Here is a 19,156-nt window from a genome sequence, read left to right on the forward strand (position 1 = left end):
CTTTGCCGAACACAAGGCGACCGACATGTTTTGTCTTTTGGCACTCTGCCTTTGTGTCCTATTTTCACATCTTCTGAAGAAATGCGGCAATCCCTAAGTTAGCGTGAAATTTGAGGCTTGCAGTCCTCCGCAAGAGACAGTAATCGACAGCCAGCGCCCCTATAGCTCAGCTGGTAGAGCAACTGATTTGTAATCAGTAGGTCCGCGGTTCGAGTCCGTGTGGGGGCACCATGATTTCACCTAAGTTATTGATTTTATTGAATAATTTTGTTGCGGGATTGTTTTTTGGTCAATTCCCGCAACAATTCACTCAACAAAGATGTCTCCGAGTCGAGGCCTATCGTATTCTTCGTCGGACACGAAGAATACATTTGCAACCGGGTGTAGCGCGGTGCGCCAAGTCAAACGAACGTGCGCGCCGAATTAGATAACTGTTCTCATAGCGCGGCGGCGGCTTTCGGACGAAATGGCGGGATTTGCTGGACAGCCTAGTGGTCTGCACATGAGTGGCTCGAGGCAAATAGTTAGTCGGATCAATTCTTGCTACCTTCGGTGCCTAAACAAAAAATAGTTGTTCCCGGCCTCGGTTTCTGCGCCTTTGGAGGCAGCTGGTAGTCAAGTAACCCACGAGTTTTCATGTCTTTGCAGAGGTCTTTGACATGCGTTTCGCGCATCGGAAACCTTTCCATGATTTCCAGCGCTAAGTCTGAGAATTCGATCTTACCTCGTTCAGAAAGGATTTTGGTCGTCAGTTCTTCAGATCGCAGCCGATACCTCTTGCAACCGACACCGCGCTCGCCTTGCTCGTGAAGCGCAAAGTCATCGTCTGAAAACATCATGTCCTGAAGTGTCTGTGTGGCCTTGGCCTCGCGACGGGCTTTGAACTCCTCCCGCTCGACCCTCCAATGCACGTCCCGAAACAGCGCTACACCTTCCGGCCTGTGCGTGCCTAGCATTAGGCGCATCTTTTCGCGATTGATCAGTGGCTTTAGAATCGAAAAATCTGGAAAGTAGGTTGCGACGCCACGAGTGTGGAAAGCGTCTTTCAATAGATGCAGGACCTTAAGTTCGCCCTTCATTCCTTGTGGTAGTTTTTTGGCCGTTTCTTCCCACTCCGAATCGCCAACGAAGTCACCAAACTGGTGTGCGACCTTCGGGTTGACCGAGTGCCTACCGACTTCTTCGGTCATGAAGTTGAACAGGAATTCGCCAGTGCGCCCACTAAGGAACCGGCAAACATCTTCGATCCTGACAACCCAGTTGGTCGGGTCGATAAAAGTGAATGTGAACCCGTCTGGAATGCGTTGCTCAATCTGTTCGAGATTGTCTTCAAACGCCCCTTCGAATACATAAATCTCGAAATCGTCGTTCCTCTGGGCGTACGCGCGGAGCTGTTTTGCAGCTACTGGGTCTTTTTCGCATAAGCAAAACCGAAGCTTTAAACGCGGCCCGTGTCGCCGTTCCTCGACAAACTTGCGGACGACCTCAAGCAACTCGACAGCCACTCCGAACGAGGCATCCGAGCAACCATCCTCATCTCGGATTTTCCATGGACCGGCAAAACCATCGACATAATTGAAGGTCTCGTAGCCGCCGTAGAGAGTCTTGATTGCCAATGTCTCAAGATAACGACGAAGGAACGCGTGCTTGATGAAGGTTTGCTCGCGACCCTTGTATAGCTCGGTGCGCAGGTTCATGCGGCCTGCAGCTCATGAAGGATCGAGGGAGGCACGATTTGCCATGGGAAACCATTCCACTCCTCGCCATCAAGCAAGCGTCCACCTGACTTCGGTCTCGCTCCACCCCACTGCTTGAAAAAGAACGCTGTACCTGAGTATTCGCAAGATATGCGAAGTTCTTGTGCCCATTCCGCCTTCATAGGTCGTGCACGTGGTCCGCTCTCACCACCAACAATAGCCCATGCCACCCCAGACAGATCGACATCACCTACGGGACCCAATAGTGGTTCAAAGGAAATAAAACGCGCGACCGAATTGACCTGAAGCAGATGCTTGATTCTTCCTTTGTGCGCGGCGTCTTCGACGGACACACCTAGCCAGATATGCGTAGGGACCTGCTTGCCGGAATAGCGCTTTTCGAGATAGTTGCGCATCAAGGAGGACCGCTTAGTCAGAACCTGATAAACGTGCCAGTTGGCTTTCTCCATGGCATCAAAAACTTGGTCGATATACGAGTGCTTTACATCCTTATGGAACAAGTCGCTCATTGAGTTCACGAAGATCATTCGAGGCTTTCGCCATCGAGCGGGCTGATCCAACCGTGACGGCCAAAGTCGGAGATCGAAACCCTGCTCGTAGGGGTGACCTTCAATGCCCCTCCACCGCTCTGCAAACCGTTCTGCATAGCAGTTGTCGCACCCCGGCCCGACCTTGGTGCAGCCGGTCACCGGGTTCCATGTTGCATCCGTCCACTCAATTTCTGATTTCTGAGCCATGATTAGGTCCTCAAAATGCCTGTGGATAACTTTTGCATATCGGTTCAAAAAGAGCTAGCTCCCAACCGTGGGTTGCAGCCTATTTTGGACCATCCGCCGAGAAGCGCGATCCAGAGTCGTCGACTTTCCGATTATCCCGCAACAAATCCCGCAACACTAATTTCCGGAGTTTGTCGTAAGCTTTTGATAAAATAAACAATTTTTTCTTTTTCTCTTTAAGTCCGAAATTGTGTGGGGGCACCACTTTAAAATCAATAGCTTACACGAATTCTGTCAGCGTTTGTACCTCGTCCGTTGTTTCTCTGGGGGACACATGGGGGACAGATTGCAGGGTTTTCACCACTTTGAAAGGCTCGGAAACAACAGGTTTTGACAGGTTTTCGCCACGCTCGGCGTCGCGCCTAACCTTACGGTCGCTCTGGCCTGTCTTCTCCACAGTGTCCTTTACAAAGCCGCCCCACCGTCTGGCCAAATTGGCCACTCGGTCCACCGCCGTTCGCTCCGTGTACGGTTTTAGGACGCGCGCGCCTCATACGCTGCCTTGCGCCCGCTATTTCCCGCTAGAAAGCGGCCCTCAATCCACTCGACCGTAAAAGCCGTATTTTCGGATTGCCTGTTTTCCCCTGTATAAACTAGGCTCAGGACCCATTGATTTCTGTTTGGCAGCGTGATTCACGGTTCAAAAAACGAGCGATGACATGTCTGATCTATTCTGGCTGACGGATGTGCAGATAGTGCGTCTTGAGCCTTTCTTTCCGAAATCCCATGGGAGGCCTCGGGTTGATGACCGGCGAGTGTTGAGCGGGATTATCTTCATCAATCGCAATGGCTTACGGTGGCGTGACGCACCCTCCGCGTATGGCCCGCACAAGACGCTCTACAATCGTTGGAAGCGGTGGAGGTGAGTGGCAAACGCCACTGGTTCGAGTGCCGCCACGAACAGGGCATCTTTGCGCAGATGATGGTGGGTTTGGCCGCTGAGCACGGCGAAGAAAAGACTGTCATGATTGATGCCACATATCTCAAAGCGCGTCGCACGGCATCCAGTCTTGCGGTGAAAAAGGGGGACGTGGACGCCTGATCGGACGCACGAAAGGCGGCATGAACACTAGAGCTGCACGCCATCTGCGACAGCAAGGGCCGCCCGCTAAACCTGTTTGTGACAGCTGGTCAGGTCAGCGATTACATCGGCGCGCGGGCATTGTTGGGCAGCCTGCCGGATGTCGATTGGCTGCTCGGTGATCGTGGCTACGATGCCGACTGGTTTAGAGACGCGTTGACAGACAAGGGGATACGCGCTTGCATCCCCGGCCGGAAACAGCGGAACAAACCGGTGAAGTACGATAAACGTCGCTACAAGCGGCGCAACCGGATCGAAATCATGTTTGGCAGGTTGAAGGATTGGCGGCGTGTGGCAACCCGATACGACAGATGCCCGAAAGTCTTCCTGTCCGCCATCGCACTCGCGGCACTCGTTATTTACTGGCTATGAGATGCTGTAACGGGGCCTGCGTCACGCACGACCGTTGCCACTTGTCAGACCAGCACGGCGCTGTCGCCATTCCCGTATTGACCCTAGATGGAGGATGACGGGATGAAGCTATTTATCGGATTGGATGTGTCGTTGGCGAAGACCGCAGTGTGCGTGGTAAGCGAGCATGGCCGGATCGTCAAAGAGGCGGAGACTGAAAGTGACCCGGAAGCTCTGGCGCACTGGTTGGACGAACTTGACGGCAGTATCGCAGCGATTGGCCTTGAGGCTGGGCCACTGTCGCAATGGCTGCACAGAGGGCTGACCGAAGCTGGCCTGGAGGCGGTGCTCATGGAAACACGGCAGGTGAAAGGAGCGCTGAAGGCGATGCCGATCAAGACGGATCGGCGCGATGCAGAAGGGATTGCACGCCTTCTTCATCTCGGCTGGTTCCGCCCGGTCCACTGTAAATCCGTCTCTGCTCAGGAAACCCGGGCGGTTCTCGGCGCTCGAAAGGCTATCCAGCAGAACATGATCGCTCTGGAAATGTCGTTGCGCGGACTGCTGCGGAACTTCGGCCTCAAGGTTGGTGCGATCTCCCGCGGCAGGTTCGAGACACGCATTCGGGAATTGGCAGATGGCAATCCGATGCTGGAAACCGCAACAGCGCCAATGCTACGCGCCAGAGCAACGTTGCGACAAGAACTGGCAGCCCTTGAGAAACAGGTACGCCAGCTCGCCCAGGACGATCCAGTGTGCCATCGTTTGATGACAATGCCGGGGATCGGTGCAGTCGTCGCACTGACCTTCCGCGCAGCTGTCGATGATCCAACCCGCTTTCGATCTTCAAAGCGGGTCGGACCGTGGGTTGGCTTGACGCCTTCACGCAACCAGTCCGGAGAACGGGACCTGTCAGGCGGTATCACCAAAGCTGGTGACGTCAATCTGAGGAGGGCGTTGTGCCAGGCCGCAACCGTCATGATGAACCGCGGCCGATCGACATGGCTGAGAACCTGGGGAGCCCAACTCGCGCAGCGGCGCGGACGCAAAATCGCAATGGTCGCCCTCGCACGCCGTATCGCTGTCATACTTCATCGGATTTGGGTCGATGGCACAACCTTCCAATCAGATGCGGCGCCAAACCCTGCCTAACAGGATGACACCCCACCCGTTGCCTGCCTGATCGCAGGCCTTTGAGGTCCCGCAGGGACGTGGTTCCGATGATGCCGTGGTCAGGACAGTCGCCGACTTCAATCAAGCACGCCTATGAGATGGGCACATCGGAATTACATCGAACCAGCATCATGTTGGCAGCCGCCGCGCTGACCACGAACCGAAGCATGTACCCAAAGGATCTCAGCCGTAGGCCGCGACAGAAGCCAGGACCGGCACCAAGAATATCAAAGAACCTCTACGGCGGGTCAATTGTTGTGCGCAAAACCGCTTGACTGGGGTGCCTCCGTTACCGAAGTCCTGACCCTAGTTGCAAGTGTCGACCATCTTCTTGTAGGCTTCTAATCCTTTTTGGGTTTTGAAGTGCCCTTGAACTCGGAGGCGTTTTTGGCCTTTTAACAAGAGGCCATCAAAGTCGACTCTCCGAAAGGACAGCATCTCTTGCGTGGTCGCTGATTGGTCGTTGCTAGGATTAATGCCCCAACCATTGTCATCTTCAAATGAGACGGCCTTCGTATCTGTGATGAGCGATACATTTTCCCAAACAAGCGCTTGCGTCGCCCCGGTCGGAGTCAACTGAATGATGGTTTCGCTCTCGCTGTCTACCATCAGTACAACTTCATGAATTCGTCCTTTTGGCACCATACGAGTAGCCATCCAGCAGTAGTCGCCGTCTTTGAACAAGCTCCAATGCGCAACTCTACCCTTATTGTAGAATGACTTTTGGGCTATCGCATCGCCGCCAAATGTGAATGCAAAGACCACTACCGCTGCACCGTATTTCAAGAATCTCTTCATACTATTGTCCAAAATAAATGGAGCAGGCATGACCTGCTACCGCTCAACTTTGTGCTCTTAGGCAAGTTGAAAAAGTTACTTCAAAAAATCAAGCGGTATCAATGCAGTCAGAACTTCTACCCAAATTTGGCTGCCGTTCTCTCACGCCGCTTCCGCACCGCCATCTCCCCACAACTTTCCTTGCAGTACTTGGCGTTCACCTGCCACTTGTCCGGTACAAGCCATATTGACGCTTCGGATTTACCACTCATTAACCAACATCCACGCAGGTTCGAGCAATTGGTGCCAGAAGTGGATGCAGTGATGAAAAGCCGAATGCTCGACCAACTCAAACAGGTCATTGCAGGAGATAAGCCGAGGTTCGGGAAGCTGGTCAAGTATGACGGTCATGGCGGTTTCTCCGAAGATGCCTTGCAGGGGTTAGAGGATCTGTACGCCCGGACACCGCGACTGTAGGGAGCACACCAGAACGGGTCTTACGGCTCTATCCAGGCAACAAGGCACAGTCAGAGTACGCGCGCGAGGAAGGCCTTGGTCCGCGCTTCTCGCGGTGAGGCGAAAAGCGTCTCGGGCGGACCTTGTTCCAGAATGCGGCCCGCATCAAGGAAACAGACCTTGTCGGCCAGTTCGCGGGCAAAGCCCATCTCGTGCGTAGCCAAAACCATTGTCATACCCCGTCGGTGTAAATCGCGCAGCACGTCTAGCACCTCTCCCACAAGTTCAGGATCAAGCGCGCTTGTGATCTCGTCAAACAGCATGATCCGAGGCTCCATCGCCAGCGCACGGATGATCGCAACTCGCTGCTGCTGACCACCCGAAAGCTGGTCCGGATAGTGCTCTATCCGGTCGCCGAGCCCGAAGCGCGAGAAAAGCTGTTGCACCCCTGGGCGCAGGTCCTCCCGACTGAGGCCGCGCACACGACGCGGGGCGAGCATTACGTTCTCCGCCGCTGTCATATGAGGAAAGAGGTTGTAGCTTTGGAACACAATACCGATCTGTTGGCGCACGGGTTGTGGGTCCAGCCCCGGTTCGGAAATATCCGTCCCATCCAGCCAGATCGTGCCATCATCGATGGGCTCCAGCAGATTCATACAACGCAAGAGGGTGGACTTGCCAGAGCCCGACGCCCCGATCAGACAGACCATCTCGCCCTCGGCCACATCGAGATCAATGCCCTTGCAGACTTCGTGATCGCCAAACCGTTTGCGCACCCCGCGCAAGGACAATTTCGCCGTCATGTACGCGCCCGGTTCTGCTTGTTCATCAGGTAATCCGCATAGCGTGTGGCGGGGATGGTGAGCGCCAGAAAGATGAGCGCCGCGCCGACATAGGGTGTAAAATTCGCGTATAGCGATTTGTAGACGCCGGCTTGACGGAAAATCTCAACTGGCCCGATGAAAGACAAAAGCGCCACGTCCTTTTGCAAGGCAATGAAAAGGTTCATATTGGCAGGCACCACATTGCGAATAGCCTGAGGTAACACAATAAAGCGCATTGTGTCCCGATCGCTCAGACCCAGTGAGACGGCGGCTGATCGTTGTGACTGATGGATCGAGTCTATACCAGAGCGAATAACCTCAGCCACATAGGCCGAGTAGATCAGTACGAGCGCCAAAGTGCCCCAGATATACGGACTGTTCCAGGGCCGCGGCAAACCCAGCCCGGGCACTCCGAAGCCTATGATGTAGATGACAAGAACGACCGGCAAGCCGCGGAAGATATCCGTGTAGGCAACCCCGAAAAGACGGAGCGGAAAGAGTGCTGGCGCGCGCGCGTCCCGGCAAAGCGCAATGGCGAGGCCAGTGACTGCGATCAGCGGAGCGGACCACGCAAAAATCATCACGTTCAGCAAAAAAGCCTCAAGCAACCCGGGAAACGTCGCCACAAAGGCCCGACCGTTAAAGAAGGCACGCTGCACCGCGTCCCAGCCAGGGGCGAGCGGCACGAGAAATACGATGGCCAAAACCACACTGACGGTAGAGATCAGCGCGATGCGGTTCGAGCGTCGACGTACTCCGGCCTCATAGACCTCGCGGCGCGTGGGCGCCGTTGCAGAGCGCTCGGCCGCATTGTTCTTCAACGATGTTTCGCCCATCTACTCGATGACCGGAACACCCGTGGCTTCCGCCAGCCATTGCGCCTCAATGGCAGCAAGCTCACCGCTTTCGGTCAGTTCAGAGATCGCAGCGTCGATACACTCCTTCAGCGGGTTACCCTCCTCCATCAGAAGGCCGAACTGATCAGGGTTCTCCGATTGCTCCGGCGGGAACTGACCCAGCAGCGCACCGCCTTCCACAACCACTGCCGACAGATAGAGTGCAGTCGGCAGATCATAAAGCGCAGCATCGATCTGACCCGCCATGATCGCGGCATTCACGTCGGCATTGTCGTTGTAAAGGAGGGGTTCACTCGCAGGCTGGATCACCTCATTGAGTATAGGAAGTGCAGTGGTGGTGGCCACGGCTCCCCATTTCAGACCCTTGAGGCTGTCCAGCGTCGCTTCGGCCCCGGCATCGACCACATTCTGGGTTGTCAGAACCGCCATGGCGGAGGCGTAGTATGGCAGACTGAAATCAACCATCTCCTCCCGCTCGGGGGTAATCGAGTACTGCTGCATGTTGAAATCGAAATTCTTCGCACCGGGTTGTATCGCCTCATCAAAGCTGGTGCGTACCCAGACGACATTATCCGAACTGAAACCCATTTTGTCAGCGATGGCATAGGCAACAGCAGCTTCGAACCCTTCGCCGCTTTCAGGCGCGTCGTCCATCACCCAGGGATAGTAGGCCGGGTTACCGGTGGCGATGGTCAGTGTTCCCTCAACGAGGGTTTTGTCCGCAGCGCAGGCCCCATGGCCCGCGGCGTGCGCCACCGTCGCAGAGACAATCAAGGCCAGACCTGTACCGGAAAGTAGTTTCATCAAAACGTCTCCCTGTTTTCTGATTGCCCGCAGGTTCCTACGGGTGAAGAGATTTGTCTAGTGCGAGGATCGGGAGGACATACGCGCACCATTTTGTGTCAACTTTCGGCACCCAGCTGCTATCCGGTTTTACAGACGGCCAAAAAACCGACCACAGCAGCTTTTTCGTTGATCGTGGCCAAAAGCTGACCTTAGCCTATAGGTGGCGATGCCGCATTGCTGCCGGTTGGAATGGCCAATGGCTGCGTTCGTATAACCCTCGGTCAATGGAATTCGAGCAACAATGACAACAGCGAGATAGCTGTTGAAGGCTAATTGGTTAACTAGAGCCTAGTGGGTAGCTGCAACGACCAAAGGTGTTGTGTCACCCAATTTGTCACCAAACGTGATCGCGGTACACGCTAGTCCACCTCTCCAACCCAAGGCAGAAGCTCATTGCAGCCTATCAATTCCCCTGACTACGAGCTTCCAGCCGTTCCAGATTTACAACCGTCGAAAGCATCAGACGATCGTGGCTCCAGTCCTGAGTTTGACGCACCGAGGCCGAACCAATCGCAAGCACGACTACCAGAGCAAGCGTCAACCCAACGAAAACAGCTGACAATTGGGGCGTTGTCGTTTGTGCGCCGGTCAAGGCAATCACACGCTGACGCAAGACGCGTTTTGATTTTGGCCCGTTAACTAATGGCACATGAAGAATACGAGGGCTGTTTTGCCTACAGGAGCGCGTGCAGTAATCCAGCAAACAGGCCGTATAGTCCGTCGCTTGAATTCCTTTGCGTGAGACGACAGATTGATCGCAGGCGAGTTCGCGAAGTCGATTAAACTGATGTTTCATCGTCAGATAAGCCGGGTTCCAGAAGAGAAGTGGACGTACAAGCTCGAAACCCAGTTCCCATTCAACATCCATAGCGCGGATGTGTTGGAATTCGTGTGCCAGCGCAAAGCGCAGATCGCGCGGTGTGTTCAGCAAATGACTGGGCAACACGACGTGGCGACGGCGAATTCCGCGAACTGCAAAGGGCACGGTTATACGGTCGGACAAACGAATGTCCACCTTGGTCGATTGTCGCCACAGGAAGCTGGACCGTACAGCGTTGCGAATTGCAAGAGCGTTGCGGACAAGCCGAATTGCCAGAGTGGTAGACACCAGAGCCAGTCCAATCAACACGCATGTAACGAAGGTGTAAGTGCCGGAAAGAACGTGATCCACCCAACGTTCGCGCGTATTCAGCAGGGTTTCGAACTGCGCGGCCGGCATGGCGATCTCGCCGCGCAGATAGGCCGCCACTGCAATATCCCCCAGCGCGACACCGCGCTCGGGCCATACCAGACTGACAAAACCTGAAACACCTATCGCTAGAACGGGGCTTAGAATAACGCAGCCGCAGAGTATCTTGAGTGACCGTAGCTGAGCAACACAGCCATAACGCAGGGACGTGCGCGCCAAGGATGCACGGGCTGCCAGCCAGATCAGTGCTGACAATCCAAGCACAATATTAAACTCGAGAAACGCGTCGAGAACCGGTTTAACCGCTGTCATTTTGCAGTCTCCTCTCTACCAGTGCTCGAATTTCCTCTAGATCATCTTCTGTCAGTCCCTCATCGTCGACCAGCCTCGCAACCAACGTCGCGGGGGTATCATCGAACAAGGTCCGGGAAAGATTCTGTAGCGACCGCGACTGGTACCTGTCCTTTTCCAGCAGTGGTCTGTAGATCAGCGACTTGCCATTTTTCTCGCTTTCAACGAACCCTTTGTCATCGAGGATACGCAGAATAGTCGCGCCAGATGTGTAGGCAAGATTGCGTTCAGGTGGCAGGCGATCAAGGACATCACGGACCGAACCCTGACCGAGCGCCCAGAGTTCGTTCATGAACTCCAGTTCAACCTCGGTCAGCAGATTTGTCGTCTTTTTCTTTCGCATCGGTCTCGGTGTCACCATTTTTTAGTGTGCCTGTCAGACAAGCATCCTTTCGTGTTTTGTCAAAGCCTAAACTTTCCAGAAGACGAAGAAACCCCAGCCAATGGACAGAAACAACGGTGTCCAAACGGGTTGGCCCACGAAACCGAGCCAGGCCAGAAAGATATAGGTCGAGCCCAGCAGAGTGATGAACAGGCGGTCTCCCAAGGTGGTGGTCAAACCCAGCACGCCTTTGCGTTCAATGCCGTCGCGGAATTTGAACCCTTCCAACACGCCGATCAGCGCAATGGCCGAGAAGATGCCTATGAACAACGCCAGCGTGGCGGGGGTCCAGGCCATCCAGAAATCGGGCCACAGCGGGTCCGTCCAGGAGAACCCTTTTTCCTCTTGCTGGCCGACATTGCCCCACCCGGCTTGTTGGGCGACGGCCATGTTCGGGAGGAAGGGAAGGATGATAAGAAGTTTGCGCATATCGAACCTCATACACGTCCCATCGCGAAACCACGCGCGATGTAGTTGCGGACAAACCAGATGACGATGGCGCCGGGGATGATGGTCAGGGTTCCGGCAGCAGCGAGCAGACCCAGTTCGTACCCCGCGCTGGAAGCGGTGCGGGTCATCACGGCGGCGATGGGCTTGGCTTCGACCGCGGTGAGCGTCTTGGCCAGCAGCATCTCGACCCACGAGAACATGAAGCAGAAGAAGGCTGCGACGCCGACGCCTGCTTTGATGTTGGGCAGGAAGATCGTCACAAAGAAGCGCGGGAAGGAGTAGCCGTCGACATAGGCCGTCTCGTCCAGCTCTTTCGGGATACCCCGCATGAAGCCTTCCAAAATCCACACCGCCAAAGGCACGTTGAACAGCGTATGCGCCAGCGCAACAGCCAGATAGGTGTCGAACAGGTGGATCGACGAATAGAGCTGGAAGAAGGGCAGGGCGAACACGGCGGCCGGAGCCATTCGGTTGGTCAGCAGCCAGAAGAACAACTGCTTGTCACCCAGAAACCGGTAGCGCGAGAACGCATAGGCCGCAGGCAGCGCCACACAGACCGACAGAACCGTGTTGATCGTCACATAGATGATCGAGTTGATGTACCCCCAGTACCATGTCGGGTCGGTGAAGATGGTGATGTAGTTCTCCAGCGTAAAGGTCTGAGGGAACAGGGAAAAGCCCGACAGGATCTCGTTCGTGGTCTTGAAAGACATCGCCACCAGCCAATAGATCGGCAGCATCAGGAACGCGATATAGAGGATCGGAATAAGAGACCGCTTCTTCATTGCGCGTCATCCTTTGTCATCAGAGTGTAGAAGACCCAACTGACCAGAAGCGTGATGGCGAAGTAGATCAGGCTCATCGCGGCCGCTGGGCCAAGGTCGAACTGCCCCAGCGCGATCTTCACAAGGTCGATCGACAGCAGGGTTGTTGAGTTACCGGGACCGCCGCCCGTCAGAACGAAGGGTTCGGTATAGATGTTGAAACTGTCCATGAAACGCAGCAAAACGGCGATGGTCAGGACGGTTTTCATCTTGGGCAGTTGGATATAGCGGAACACCGACCACGGGCTGGCTCCGTCGATCTTGGCTGCTTGGTAATAGGCATCCGGGATCGACACGAGACCCGCGTAGCACAGCAGAACAACCAGCGACGTCCAATGCCAGACATCCATCACGATGACGGTGATCCAAGCCGACAGCGGCTGTTGCGTCATGTCATAGTTGATGCCCAGAACGTCATTCAGGAAGTAGCCCAGCAGGCCGATCTTAGGCAGGGTGAAGATGTTCCACATCGAGCCAACCACGTTCCACGGGATCAGCATCGGCAGGGCCATCAGCACCAGACAGACCGGCACCCAGAAGCCTTTGCGCGGCATGGACAGGGCTACAATGATGCCAAGGGGCACCTCGATCAGCAGGATCAGGAAGGTGAACAAGAACTGCCGTCCCAGAGCGGCCTGAAACCGGTCGGAGCGCAGAATTTGTTCGAACCAGCCCAGACCTTCCCAGAAGAACTGGTTGTTGCCGAAGGTTTCCTGCACCGAGTAGTTGACCACCGTCATCATCGGCACCAGCGCGTTGAACGCGACCAGTGCCAGCACCGGCAGGACAAAGAACCATGCTTTTTGGTTTTCTGTTCTCATCAGCTGCGCTCCTCGGTTGCGATCCAGCCGTCGCGGTAAACGCGGGATTGTTCTGGTTTGAATTGCAGGAAGACCTGTGAGCCCGGATTGGGTGCATTATGTTCGGTCACGGCTTTAAGGGCGGTGTTGCCGACCATGGCGCTGACCACATAGTGGCGACCAATGTCAGACACTTTGGTCACATGTGCCGGAATGCCGGTGTCGCCAAAGCCCACATATTCGGGGCGGATGCCCAGATCGGTGCGACCTCCGTCGCCATGGGTTGGGCCTTCCAGCATGACCTCATGGCCTTCGAACAAAGCGCGGTCGCCTTTGGCCTCGCAGGGCAGAACATTCATGCCCGGTGAGCCGATGAAGTGGCCGACAAATGTGTGCTGAGGGCGCTCGAACAGTTCGACCGGCGTGCCAATCTGCACCACTTCACCCTCCTGCATCACCACGACTTCATCGGCGAAGGTCAGGGCCTCGGTCTGGTCGTGGGTCACGTAGATCATCGTCGCTTTGACGCGCTGGTGCAGCTCTTTGAGCTTCGAACGCAGCTTCCATTTCAGATGCGGGTCAATCACGGTCAGCGGTTCGTCGAACATCACCGCGTTCACGTCATCACGGACCAGACCGCGCCCCATCGATATCTTCTGCTTATTGTCCGGGCTGAGGCCGCTGGCGCGGGTGTTCAGCATATCCGTGACGTCCAACATCTCGGCAATCTCATCGACGCGTCGTTTGATCGTCGCGGCATCGACGCCTCGGTTCTTCAGCGGAAAAGCCAGGTTTTCGCCCACGGTCATCGTGTCGTAGATCACCGGGAACTGGAACACCTGCGCGATGTTGCGCTGATCAGGGGGCAGGGCGGTCACGTCGCGGTCGTCGAACAGGACTTGCCCCTCGGACGGTGTCAGCAGGCCCGAGATGATGTTCAGCAGCGTGGATTTTCCGCATCCTGAAGGGCCGAGCAGTGCATAGGCCCCACCATCGCGCCAGGTCACGTCGATCTCTTTCAGCGCATAATCCTCGGGGGCTTTTGGCGATGGCATATAGCTGTGTCGCAGGTTGGAAAGCTTGATCTGTGCCATGTCAGGCCACCCTTTGGCCGTCTTGGCCGAAATACCGGCAATGGGCCGGGTTCATGTAGAAACTGTGATCTTCGCCAACTTCATAGGGATGCACACCTGCCGCGAGCGAAACCCAGTCATCCGATCCATGCCGAAAATGCGCGCTGGAGTCTGATCCTGACAATTCCGTCACGATCACACGGCCCGTCAGTTCCACATCAGCATCCGATGTGCGGAACGGTGTCACACGATGCGGGCGCACGGCGACCATGTAGTCACCGTCGGCCATGTCCGAGACCGTCCAGCCTCCGCCGCCTGCCAATTGCGCCTGCGCACCTGATACTGTGATGTGGGCAACATTGATCGGCGGGTCCGAGAACACGCGGGCGGCCGCGATATTTTCGGGATTGCGATAAATGTCTGCGGTCGGACCGAATTGCATGACGCGACCGTCTTCCATCAAAGCCGTGTAACCGCCCAAAAGCAGGGCTTCTTCGGGTTCCGAGGTCGCGTAGACGACAACGGCACCGCGCCCGGCGAACAGGTCCGGCAGTTGCTCGCGCAGTTCTTCGCGTAGCTTGTAGTCGAGGTTCGCCAACGGTTCGTCCAGAAACACAGCCCGGCTCTCTTTCGCAATCGCACGCGCCAGGGCGGTCCGTTGTTGTTGGCCACCCGACAGCTCATGCGGGCGGCGGTGCAGCATCGGGCGCAGTTGTAAGAGGTCAGCAGCCTCTTCCACGCGGCCTTCGATTTCGGATTTCGCCATGCCAGCCACGCGCAAAGGCGAGGCGATGTTGTCAAAAACGGTCATATGCGGGTAGTTCACGAAGAACTGGTGGACCAAGCTGATCTGCCGCTTTTGCGTGTTCAGCTTAGTGACGTCCTGCCCATCCATGAAGACCTTGCCCGAGGCAATCGGGTCCAGCCCCGCCATCATCTTGATCAGAGAGGTCTTGCCCGATCCGGTCGCCCCCAAAAGCACATTGAAATGGCCGGTGCGCAACGTCAGGGTGGTGGGCTTGATATGGATGGTGTTGCCAACCCGTTTGGTGGCGTCTTGTAGTTCGATCATGTCCGTGGATTCCGGTCCTTCAGTGCACGCACTGGTCTTGGGAAGGAGGTGCCGAAAACGGCACCTCCAGTTCTTTCTAGCTTACTGAGACTGCCAGCGCTGAACCAGTTCGTCATAGTTGACGGTTTGGCCTTGCGGCTTTTCGTTCTCAAGCTTGGCCTTGGGCGAGCCCGGCTTTTCCAGCCAGAAGGCAGCATCCTGCGGCTCGTTCAGGCGTGGACCACAGCCACCGTAGACACCGGCGCTTTCATCCGCGGCCTGCATACGGGCCATGGTGATGTCCATCTCTTCGGCCAGACGATCCATCGCCTCCTGCGGCGTAAACGCACCCGAGTTCACGTCACCGATCTGCTGCCACCAGATCTGAGCCAGCTTCGGATAATCCGGAACGTTGATGCCGGTGGGCGACCATGCCACGCGGTCAGGTGAGCGATAGAACTCGACCAGACCACCCAGCTTGGGTGCGCGTTCTGTGAACGACTCGTGATTGACAGAACTGTCGCGGATGAAGGTCAGGCCCACATGGGACTTCTTCACATCAACAGTCTTGGAGGTCACGAATTGAGCGTAGAGCCAAGCCGCCTGAGCACGATCCTCAGGGGTCGACTTCAGGAAGGTCCAGGACCCCACGTCCTGATAGCCAACCTTCTGACCTTCTTCCCAATAGGGGCCATGCGGGCTGGGCGCCATGCGCCAAAGCGGAGTGCCTTCGTCGTCCACAGTGTTGTTGCCTTCGGACTTCGGCTTCACCATGTCGGCGGTAAAGGCGGTGTACCAGAATATCTGCTGGGCCACGTTGCCTTGGCTAAGTGCTGGCAGTGACTGGTAGAAATCGTAGGACGCCGCACCCGGAGGAGCGTACGCCCGCAGCCATTCATCCCACTTGCGGATCGCATAGACCGCAGCCGGACCGTTGGCCGCACCACCGCGCGAGACGGAGGCCCCAACAGGGTTACAGGTGCCCGCTTCCATGCGGATGCCCCATTCATCAACGGGTACGCCGTTTGGCTCACCCACGTCACCAGCACCGGCCATCGACAGCCAGGCGTCGGTCATACGCCAACCCAAGTCAGGCGCACGCTTGCCGTAGTCCATGTGACCATAGATTGTCACACCATCGACTTCCTTGACGTCATTCGTGAAGAATTCGGCGATGTCCTCGTAAGCGGACCAGTTAACAGGAACACCCAGATCATAGCCGTATTTCTCTTTGAACGCGGCCTTGTTGGCTTCGTCATCGAACCAGTCCTTGCGGAACCAGTAGAGGTTCGCGAACTGCTGGTCGGGCAGCTGATACAGCTTGCCATCCGGGCCGGTGGTGAACTGAATGCCCATGAAGTCATCCAGATCCAGCGTCGGCGAGGTTGTCGCCGCCCAGTCGCCGCCCATCATGTCTGTCAGCGGGTAGGCCAGCTGCAGGCGCGAGTGCGTTCCGATCAGGTCGCTGTCGTTGACATAACCGTCATACAGGTTCCGACCCGTTTGCATCTGGGTCTGAACGGCCTGCACCACTTCACCTTCACCCAGGATCTGGTGGTTGACCTTGATACCGGTGATTTCCTCGAACGCCTTGGTCAGGACCTCGGATTCATACGAGTGCGTGGGGATGCCTTCCGACAGGACGTTAATCTCCATGCCAGCATAGGGTTGTGCAGCTTCGATGAACCACTGCATCTCGGCCATCTGTTCGTCTTTCGACAAGGTCGATGGCTGGAATTCGTCGTCAATCCAACGTTGTGCTGCGGCTTCGTCGGCCCAAACGGGGCCGTGCCCCGCAATGACGGCAGCCGCCGCCACTGCGGAAAGTAGATGTCTCCGCATCTGTCTCCTCCCAAAGATTTTGGTTGCCTCCGGCGCAAACCGGATGGCAGGTAGCATCGGTGATTTTCGGCGTTACTGTCAAACTAATATTTTAGTAATAGAAGGCAGTTCACATAAACAATTGATAAATATTGCTTTTAATTGTATGTCTGTGCCAAAAGTTACAGTTTCTCCATCTACTGTTGATCTCTGGTGTTGAAACCATAACAAAAACAACCAGTTTTTGAGACGACTACGTACCCGATGCACCAAGGCGCATTCAAGATCGCTTCCACCCCGTCATCATCTTGGACCAAGAGTGACCCGGTCGACGACCCCATGAAGACCTTTACACCTGCACAGCCCGGCAGCTTCTCCAGCAGAGGAAGCTCTGAGACGTTTTCATGCGTTCCACCCACGTAGAAAGCAAAATCGCAATGCATACGGTTCGTTGCAGCGGCGATCTTGGCTTCGAATGCCTCACGTGTTGTTGTGAGCGGGTTGGTGTTGGGCATCTCAAACACGCCCGTCACGCCGCCCAGGACAGCACCGCGCGATCCGGATTCAAGATCCTCTTTGTGGGTCAGACCCGGCTCGCGGAAATGAACCTGGGTGTCGATGACACCTGGGAGAACGTGCAGGCCTTTGCAATCCACCACGGTTTCCGAAGCCGCGCGCGACAGGTCACCCAAAGCGGTGATCCGTCCGTTCTGCGCGCCGATATCTGTTTCATGGATGCCGTCATGGTTGACGACGATGCCGTTTCGAAAAATGGTTTCAAACATCTGCATTTGTTCGCTTTTTGTTGACCTTAACCTAGGTGCCGGAGACGCAGGACGAGCATAATCCATGCACCTCAATGATATGACGCTGCGGCAGGAAACCCGTTTCTTCAACGAAGCCGGAGCGGTTCTCGACAAGGCCTGGGGCGGTGCGTTCTTCAACAGTTCCGCATTCGTCGCAGATAGACAGTACCGCCGATTGATGACTGCCATCGCATTGGCACGCGATGTAGGCCTTATGGGACTCGACCCTGTGAACGCGACCGATCTTGGTTAATGCTGCAAGTGCGTTGTAGACGGTCGGCCGTGCTATCTTTGGGTGTGATGCCCGTAATCGGCGCAACACATCATAGGCGGACATCGCGCCACTGGCGGCCTTGAGCACGGCGAGTATCTCGGCCGGCACTTGTTCACCGCGTTTCGTCATGGAACATTTAGCTTCATTTGATCTGGGGGTTGTTTACAGGTGGCACCGGATCAAACCCTGATCCGCCCCATGGATTGCAGCGTGCCAAACGGTGAAGCGTTAACCATAGGCCGCGAAGAGGACCATGGGTTTCCAGAGCTTCGATCGCATAGACAGAGCAGCTTGGCTGAAAGCGGCATGAGTGACCAAGCCAAGGGGAGAGGATGAGCCGGTAGCCACGGATCGGAAGGATCAGGAGCCATGTGAAGAAACCCCTCATGCGCGCATCCGCCAACGGCTCTCACCGCCGGAGTCCTCGACTTCAACGCCAAGTGCCAATAGCTCATCGCGCAATGCGTCTGCGCGTGGCCAATCACGATCAAGGCGTGCTTGCGCGCGCTTTGCAACGAGCGCCTCGATCTGATCGACCTCACCAGCGCCCGCCTGAGCCCATGCTGATGGATATTGCTGAAGTAGACCGAGGAAACCGCCTGCCTGACGTAGACCTGCCGCGATCTGGGCGCGTCGGCTTGGGTCGTCTTCGGAATGGAGCTGCCCCGCGAGGGCATGCAAGGCGGCTAAGGCAGCTGGGGTGTTCAAATCATCATCAAGCGCGGCCATAACAGAAGCCATATCATCAGGTGAAGGCTCAATGGCTCATCATAGAGGGTATACTTAGACGACAACCACAATGGAAAGATATGTTCACCTCGACCAGTGGAGGCTTTCCCGCCGAACATGAAGCAGCGACCTTACGAAATTGCGTCAATTTGTACCGCTTTTTCTGATAGTTGCTGACTGTGTTAATGACCTACTGGTCGTATTACATGGTTATTAGTGCAAAAGTCTTTCTTCAATACGAACTTCCTCTTGAACAACTTAACAAAACTAGGCACTCACTGATTGAAACTTTGAGCCCGACACTGTTTTGAGGTATCCGGGTTGCCTCACATGCGGTACCAAAGGGCGGCTTTAAAGCTGGTTGAGTTTGGTGGTATGGTTGGCAATACAGCGACACGCGGACGTGGTGGAATTGGTATACACAAGGGACTTAAAATCCCTCGCCGTCAATGGCTTACGGGTTCGAGTCCCGTCGTCCGTACCACAGTTATTGCCCTCAGAATATCTGGGCCGGAAGGCCGTGACGGTTCGAGTCCGGCCGCGGGTA

At 55.8% G+C, this 19,156-nt stretch carries 21 protein-coding genes, 2 tRNA genes and 1 pseudogene; 5 read left to right on the forward strand and 19 right to left on the reverse strand.

Annotated features, from left to right (window positions below; genetic code table 11):
• Window positions 1-155: 155 nt before the first annotated feature.
• Window positions 156-231: transfer RNA gene (locus ACR3ES_RS10750), tRNA-Thr, on the forward strand.
• Window positions 232-533: 302 nt separating this feature from the next.
• Here ACR3ES_RS10750 and tcmP read toward each other — a convergent pair.
• The 3 genes from tcmP to ACR3ES_RS10765 form a co-directional block, all read right to left on the reverse strand.
• Window positions 534-1,697: a three-Cys-motif partner protein TcmP gene (gene tcmP, locus ACR3ES_RS10755; protein WP_170432335.1), complete on the reverse strand. Its 1,164-nt coding sequence runs from the start codon at window positions 1,695-1,697 to the stop codon at window positions 534-536.
• On the reverse strand, window positions 1,694-2,455 hold the full coding sequence (locus ACR3ES_RS10760; RefSeq protein ID WP_170432338.1) for a phage Gp37/Gp68 family protein: 762 nt from the start codon (window positions 2,453-2,455) through the stop codon (window positions 1,694-1,696). Before ACR3ES_RS10760 ends, tcmP begins: the two co-directional genes overlap by 4 nt.
• Window positions 2,456-2,714: 259 nt before the next feature.
• Window positions 2,715-2,891: a hypothetical protein gene (locus ACR3ES_RS10765; RefSeq protein ID WP_480493375.1), complete on the reverse strand. Its 177-nt coding sequence runs from the start codon at window positions 2,889-2,891 to the stop codon at window positions 2,715-2,717.
• A gap of 262 nt (window positions 2,892-3,153) precedes the next feature.
• Between ACR3ES_RS10765 and ACR3ES_RS10770 the strand changes: the two are divergent.
• Together ACR3ES_RS10770 and ACR3ES_RS10775 are read left to right on the forward strand one after the other, a co-directional pair.
• A pseudogene (locus ACR3ES_RS10770) lies at window positions 3,154-3,947 on the forward strand (IS5 family transposase).
• A 102-nt stretch (window positions 3,948-4,049) separates the two neighbouring features.
• Entirely contained in the window at window positions 4,050-5,078 is a 1,029-nt protein-coding gene (locus tag ACR3ES_RS10775) for an IS110 family RNA-guided transposase (protein WP_171567903.1), read from the forward strand.
• 327 nt (window positions 5,079-5,405) lie between these two features.
• Here ACR3ES_RS10775 and ACR3ES_RS10780 read toward each other — a convergent pair whose 3' ends face one another.
• On the reverse strand, window positions 5,406-5,897 hold the full coding sequence (locus tag ACR3ES_RS10780; protein WP_170438128.1) for a hypothetical protein: 492 nt from the start codon (window positions 5,895-5,897) through the stop codon (window positions 5,406-5,408).
• A 66-nt stretch (window positions 5,898-5,963) separates the two neighbouring features.
• Here ACR3ES_RS10780 and ACR3ES_RS10785 point away from each other — a divergent pair, with 66 nt between their 5' ends.
• Entirely contained in the window at window positions 5,964-6,353 is a 390-nt protein-coding gene (locus ACR3ES_RS10785; protein ID WP_170438130.1) for a hypothetical protein, read from the forward strand.
• A 50-nt stretch (window positions 6,354-6,403) separates the two neighbouring features.
• Here the strand turns inward: ACR3ES_RS10785 and ACR3ES_RS10790 are convergent, their stop codons facing one another.
• From ACR3ES_RS10790 to ACR3ES_RS10860, 15 genes are all read right to left on the reverse strand, one after another.
• Window positions 6,404-7,135: an amino acid ABC transporter ATP-binding protein gene (locus ACR3ES_RS10790; RefSeq protein ID WP_170438132.1), complete on the reverse strand. Its 732-nt coding sequence runs from the start codon at window positions 7,133-7,135 to the stop codon at window positions 6,404-6,406.
• Window positions 7,132-7,992: an amino acid ABC transporter permease gene (locus ACR3ES_RS10795; protein WP_480425329.1), complete on the reverse strand. Its 861-nt coding sequence runs from the start codon at window positions 7,990-7,992 to the stop codon at window positions 7,132-7,134. The genes ACR3ES_RS10790 and ACR3ES_RS10795 overlap by 4 nt, the downstream gene beginning before the upstream one ends.
• A complete protein-coding gene (locus ACR3ES_RS10800) occupies window positions 7,993-8,817 on the reverse strand; it encodes an ABC transporter substrate-binding protein (protein ID WP_170438136.1) in 825 nt (274 codons plus the stop codon).
• 445 nt (window positions 8,818-9,262) lie between these two features.
• Window positions 9,263-10,360, reverse strand: coding sequence for a M56 family metallopeptidase (locus ACR3ES_RS10805; RefSeq protein ID WP_170438138.1), 1,098 nt, complete (start codon window positions 10,358-10,360; stop codon window positions 9,263-9,265).
• Window positions 10,347-10,742: a BlaI/MecI/CopY family transcriptional regulator gene (locus tag ACR3ES_RS10810; RefSeq protein ID WP_170438140.1), complete on the reverse strand. Its 396-nt coding sequence runs from the start codon at window positions 10,740-10,742 to the stop codon at window positions 10,347-10,349. The genes ACR3ES_RS10805 and ACR3ES_RS10810 overlap by 14 nt, the downstream gene beginning before the upstream one ends.
• Window positions 10,743-10,808: 66 nt before the next feature.
• A complete protein-coding gene (locus ACR3ES_RS10815; protein ID WP_170438142.1) occupies window positions 10,809-11,210 on the reverse strand; it encodes a DUF2160 domain-containing protein in 402 nt (133 codons plus the stop codon).
• Window positions 11,211-11,218: 8 nt separating this feature from the next.
• Entirely contained in the window at window positions 11,219-12,016 is a 798-nt protein-coding gene (locus ACR3ES_RS10820) for a carbohydrate ABC transporter permease (RefSeq protein WP_058280831.1), read from the reverse strand.
• A complete protein-coding gene (locus ACR3ES_RS10825) occupies window positions 12,013-12,876 on the reverse strand; it encodes a carbohydrate ABC transporter permease (protein ID WP_170392846.1) in 864 nt (287 codons plus the stop codon). Before ACR3ES_RS10825 ends, ACR3ES_RS10820 begins: the two co-directional genes overlap by 4 nt.
• A complete protein-coding gene (locus tag ACR3ES_RS10830) occupies window positions 12,876-13,949 on the reverse strand; it encodes an ABC transporter ATP-binding protein (protein WP_170438144.1) in 1,074 nt (357 codons plus the stop codon). The genes ACR3ES_RS10825 and ACR3ES_RS10830 overlap by 1 nt, the downstream gene beginning before the upstream one ends.
• A 1-nt stretch (window position 13,950) precedes the next feature.
• Entirely contained in the window at window positions 13,951-15,000 is a 1,050-nt protein-coding gene (locus ACR3ES_RS10835; RefSeq protein ID WP_170438146.1) for an ABC transporter ATP-binding protein, read from the reverse strand.
• 81 nt (window positions 15,001-15,081) lie between these two features.
• A complete protein-coding gene (locus ACR3ES_RS10840) occupies window positions 15,082-16,821 on the reverse strand; it encodes an ABC transporter substrate-binding protein (RefSeq protein ID WP_170438148.1) in 1,740 nt (579 codons plus the stop codon).
• 176 nt (window positions 16,822-16,997) lie between these two features.
• The gene (locus ACR3ES_RS10845; RefSeq protein ID WP_480426478.1) at window positions 16,998-17,585 is read right to left on the reverse strand and encodes a dihydroorotase; all 588 of its coding nucleotides are present in this window, start codon (window positions 17,583-17,585) and stop codon (window positions 16,998-17,000) included.
• Between the two features lie 31 nt (window positions 17,586-17,616).
• Complete coding sequence (locus ACR3ES_RS10850) at window positions 17,617-18,009, reverse strand: transcriptional repressor (protein ID WP_170438359.1); 393 nt, start codon at window positions 18,007-18,009, stop codon at window positions 17,617-17,619.
• A 13-nt stretch (window positions 18,010-18,022) separates the two neighbouring features.
• Window positions 18,023-18,268: a membrane protein insertion efficiency factor YidD gene (yidD, locus tag ACR3ES_RS10855; protein WP_170438356.1), complete on the reverse strand. Its 246-nt coding sequence runs from the start codon at window positions 18,266-18,268 to the stop codon at window positions 18,023-18,025.
• Window positions 18,265-18,609, reverse strand: a complete 345-nt coding sequence (locus ACR3ES_RS10860; protein WP_480425336.1) for a DALR domain-containing protein — start codon at window positions 18,607-18,609, stop codon at window positions 18,265-18,267. Before ACR3ES_RS10860 ends, yidD begins: the two co-directional genes overlap by 4 nt.
• 397 nt (window positions 18,610-19,006) lie before the next feature.
• Between ACR3ES_RS10860 and ACR3ES_RS10865 the strand changes: the two genes are divergently transcribed.
• Window positions 19,007-19,093 (forward strand) — tRNA-Leu (locus tag ACR3ES_RS10865).
• Window positions 19,094-19,156: the final 63 nt, after the last annotated feature.

It is taken from the genome of Ruegeria sp. B1 (assembly GCF_056535885.1).